2 protein-coding genes are annotated in these 3,988 nt (G+C 67.2%); one reads left to right on the forward strand and one right to left on the reverse strand.

Going from position 1 to position 3,988, the window contains the following annotated elements; all coding sequences use genetic code 11:
- Positions 1–823 (forward strand): metal ABC transporter permease (locus IRZ30_RS16095; protein ID WP_294086609.1); only part of this gene is annotated, 823 nt, incomplete at its 5' end.
- A 231-nt stretch (positions 824–1,054) separates the two neighbouring features.
- On the opposite strand, the gene IRZ30_RS16100 is transcribed toward IRZ30_RS16095, so the two are convergent.
- Positions 1,055–3,988, reverse strand: a 2,934-nt coding sequence (locus IRZ30_RS16100; protein WP_294086610.1) for a helicase-related protein, incomplete at its 5' end; no start/stop codon positions are given.

Consider the following 3,988-nt stretch of genomic DNA (forward strand, 5'->3'; position numbering starts at 1 on the left):
GGTGCTCTTCAGCGCCGCGGTGCTGCTGATCGCCCGCTACGCCGGCAACGTCCACCTCGACACCGACGCCGTCCTCCTCGGCGAACTGGCCTTCGCCCCGTTCGACCGCTTCATCGTGGCCGGCTGGGACCTCGGCCCGCGCGCGCTCTACCTGATGGGCGGCATCCTGGCGCTGAACGTCGTCATCATCGGCCTGCTCTACAAGGAGCTGAAGCTCGTCACCTTCGACGCCGGGCTGGCAGCCGCGCTCGGCTTCGCCCCGGCCGTGGTCCACTACATCTTGATGTCGCTGGTATCGGTCACCGCCGTCGGGGCCTTCGAGGCGGTCGGCTCAATCCTGGTCGTGGCGCTGATGATCGCTCCCCCGGCCACCGCCTACCTCCTGACCGACCGGCTGCCGGTCATGCTCGGCCTCGGCGCGCTCACCGGCGCGGTGGCGGCCATCGGCGGCTACTGGCTGGCTCACTGGCTCGACGCCTCAATCGCCGGGTCGATGGCCACCATGGCCGGACTCCTCTTCGGCGCCGCCTGCCTCTTCGCCCCCCAGCGTGGCGTGATCGCCGCCGCCCGCCGCCGGACGGCGCAGCGCTGGGAGTTCGCCCAGACCATGCTCGCCATCCACCTCTTCAACCACCGCGACACCCCCGACGCCGCCACCGAGAGCCGCGTCGAGCACCTCCAGGAGCACCTCCGCTGGGACCCCGACTTCGCCGCCCAGGTCATCCACCGCGCCGAACGCCGCGGCCTCATCCACCACCACGGCCAGGCGCTGACCCTGACCGGCGAAGGCATGCGTGTGGCGCGGGAGGCGTTGGTGGGGTAGACGTGGGGTCGTTAGCACCGGGACACTGAGCCGCGCACGAGATATCTGGACCTCCCTCACCGGCGTCACCACCGGCAGCGCCGTCAGGTACCTGACGGCCCTGGTTGTGGCAGCGTGAGGAGTGACACCCCTCACCCCCTGACCCCCTCTCTCCTTGTGGGAGAGGGGGATTTCCACGCTCCTGGGGAACGTGAGCCGGAAAGTGCCGGTGCTCCTGACGCGCAACATGCCTCACACCAGCGCCATACTGCAGACGACGTGCGGGATGTCAGGCATGCCGCCGGGGCGCTGAGCCTGCTCGAGGCGGTCCTGCAGTCGGTGGCGGTGGTAGATCGTGATGAGATTGTCGATGAGCCGAAGGCCAGTAATGCCGTCGCGCCGCAGGATGCCGAGCTCCCGGCGTACTGCCGCCGTCGGTGGGATGCTGAAGGCTCGCTCCAGCATGTTGATCTTTTCCCGCAGCCCTTCGTCACTGGTCTCGGCATAAAGTTCCCGGAGCTGCCGCAACACCCAGTCCTGGGCGACCGAGCGGGACCCGGTGTGCTCCTGCTGCGTCCGTCGGTAGCGCACGTCCTGCTCGAAGCGGCGCTTGACTGCCATCACCCGACCGTTGTGTCCCTGCGGGAGCCTGGAGAGGCCTGGAGTCTCCGGGGTGGCACGGATAGCGGCAAGCACGCGGCCGATGTCGCGGGTGATCTCGTTGCCCGCTTCGTCGACGAGGACCAACTGCTGGAAAGACCCGGCCTGGCAAAAGACGAAGCACCCTTTCTCCTGCGACGGCATACCCGCCCGGATGCCGTCACGCAGGTCGGCGATACGTCGGAACTCGTCCGGATCGTCCTGACGCAGGCGCCGGAACATCTCCTCCGCCTCATTGAGGTCGACGTACGACGCCTCCTCGGGGTCGTCCTCATAGCGTGAGAGCGCGCTGGTGTTCCCCTCGTAGATGGCGTACATCGCCTCGGGGTTGATCTGTTCGGACCGGTCGAGAATCGCGGCGTCCTCCCCGATCGTCTCGTGGATCTCCTGAATACGGTTCCGCAGCACCTCGGTCAGCCGCAGGTTGCGCTCGATCCCTCGCTCCGGCAGGAAATTGTATCCCCAGATGACGGCGTGCTCGGAGCCGATGCGATCGATTCGTCCGAAGCGCTGGATCAGCCGCACCGGGTTCCAGTGCAGGTCGTAGTTGATAACCACGTCGCAGTCCTGCATGTTGAGCCCCTCGGCCAGCACGTCGGTCGCGATCAGGATCTGGATCTCCGATTCTCCCTCCCGGAGGGACAACTGCGGGTTGGCCCGTGGGGCGAAGCGGGCGACGATGCGGGACTTGTTCTTGTCGTCACCGTAGATGACCTCGATGTCGGCCCGCGCGCCACCGGGGTTCAGGTTCTCGTAGAGGTACTCCGCCGTGTCGGCGTACTGGGTGAAGATCAGGCACTTCTTCCCGGCAGTCGGAGGGCTAGCGAGCCGATGTCGGAGCACGCGCAGCTTGTCGTCCCGCTCCGGGGTGATCGGCGCCACGAGGTCGAGCATCTTGCGCAACAGGCGAATGTCAGCCTGGATGTGCCGTCGGAGCCGCACGACATCGAAATCCTCCGCGCGGTAGCTCTGCGAGACCGCGGCGAGCGCGTCGACCAGGTCATCACCCAGAGCATCGGCCCGGCCCAACAGGCGCTCGGCCGGCTCGCCGGCCGGTACGATCCCGGCGTCGAGCGCGGCCAGGAAGGCCGTTTGCGTCTCCACCATGCGCTCCAGCGTCTGGCGGAAGGCGGCGACGCTCGACTCAAACCGCTTGAAGAGCATCGTCCGGATCAAGCCGCGCAGATTCCGCCCGGCCCGCTGGAGATCGGTATACGGCGCATGGTCTCGCTTCTCCGGGCGAACGTAGTTGTAGAGCCCGTAGCGGGCATAGGTCAGTTCGGCGGCGGGTGCCTCGGCACGCTCCGCGATCGCAACTTCCCGCCCGCGCCCTGGCCGGCCTAGATAACCACGGATCGTCTCGTAGAGACCGTTGTACGTGTCTTCGATGCTGTACCGCAGAGTCTCCAGCTCGCGGCGAGGGAAATACTGGCGCCGCCCAGCGACCTGGATGTAGGCCCGGCGACCATCACGGCCGTCGAGGTACGCCGCGGCCTCAGACTCGCTCAACGCGCTGAGCGGCTGTCCGGTGTCGTCGGCGTAGCCGTACCAACGCAGCACGCTTCGGCGGGTGCGCCGGATCAGGATATGCCGCAGCAGGTCTTGCAAGCGCGCTGTGTTCGTACCGTCCGCCCCCGGGCCATCGCCGATCCGATTGAAGAACGCGCGCAGGGTCGGCGCGTCGATCGGCATGCGCGGCACCTCGTCGTGGTGGAAGAGCTTGATCTGGTGGTAGACATCCAGCGCACGGCTATTGCGTGGCGTCGCGGTCAGCAGGCAGACACGCCGCTCCGGGTTGGCAGCGATGAACTCCTGGAGTACCCGGTAGCGCTGCGTGTCGCTGTGGCGGAAGTTGTGGCTCTCATCGATCAGCACAAAGTCCCGCTCGCGGTACTGCACGTCGTGGAGCAGGTCCACGCCGCGATCCCCCTCCAGCAGCATGCTCATCGGGACCACGTGCGCATTGAGGTCAAACCGCTCGTTGTACTCGACCCACATCTCTTTGAGCGCCTTGGGGCAGATGATCAGCGCCCGCCGGCCCTCGGCACGCTCGAAGTACTTCACAATGGCCGCGCCGACGAAGCTCTTGCCCAGACCCACCACGTCGGCCACGAAGCACCCGCCGTACTCCCGGATCATACGGATCGCCTGCCGCACCGCGACCTCCTGGAAGTCGGCCAGCGAGCGGGTGATCTCGTCCTCCCCGAGCAGCGTCCGCTCCTCGTCGCCGTCGAGCCGGTCGCGGACCAGGGTGTAGAGGGTCTTCATGTAGACGTCGTAGGGCGTCGCCAGCCGGCCGGCCCACGACTGGCGCAGCTCGGTCATCAAAAGCTCGTCGAAGTCCTGGGCCTCGTCCCACAGCTCCTCGAACCAGGCGGTGAGCTTGGCGTGGTTCCCCTGGGTAGGGTCAAGCGGGTTGCCGTTGTCGTGGACCAGGACGTTCAACTCGGTGTTGTCCCGCACCCCGGCGAGGGTGAGGTTGCTGGAGCCGACGATCGCGATGCCCCGGTTGCCGGGCGTCGGGTT

Origin of the sequence: Sphaerobacter sp. (assembly GCF_019683595.1) — a bacterium.
GTDB lineage: Bacteria > Chloroflexota > Chloroflexia > Thermomicrobiales > Thermomicrobiaceae > Sphaerobacter.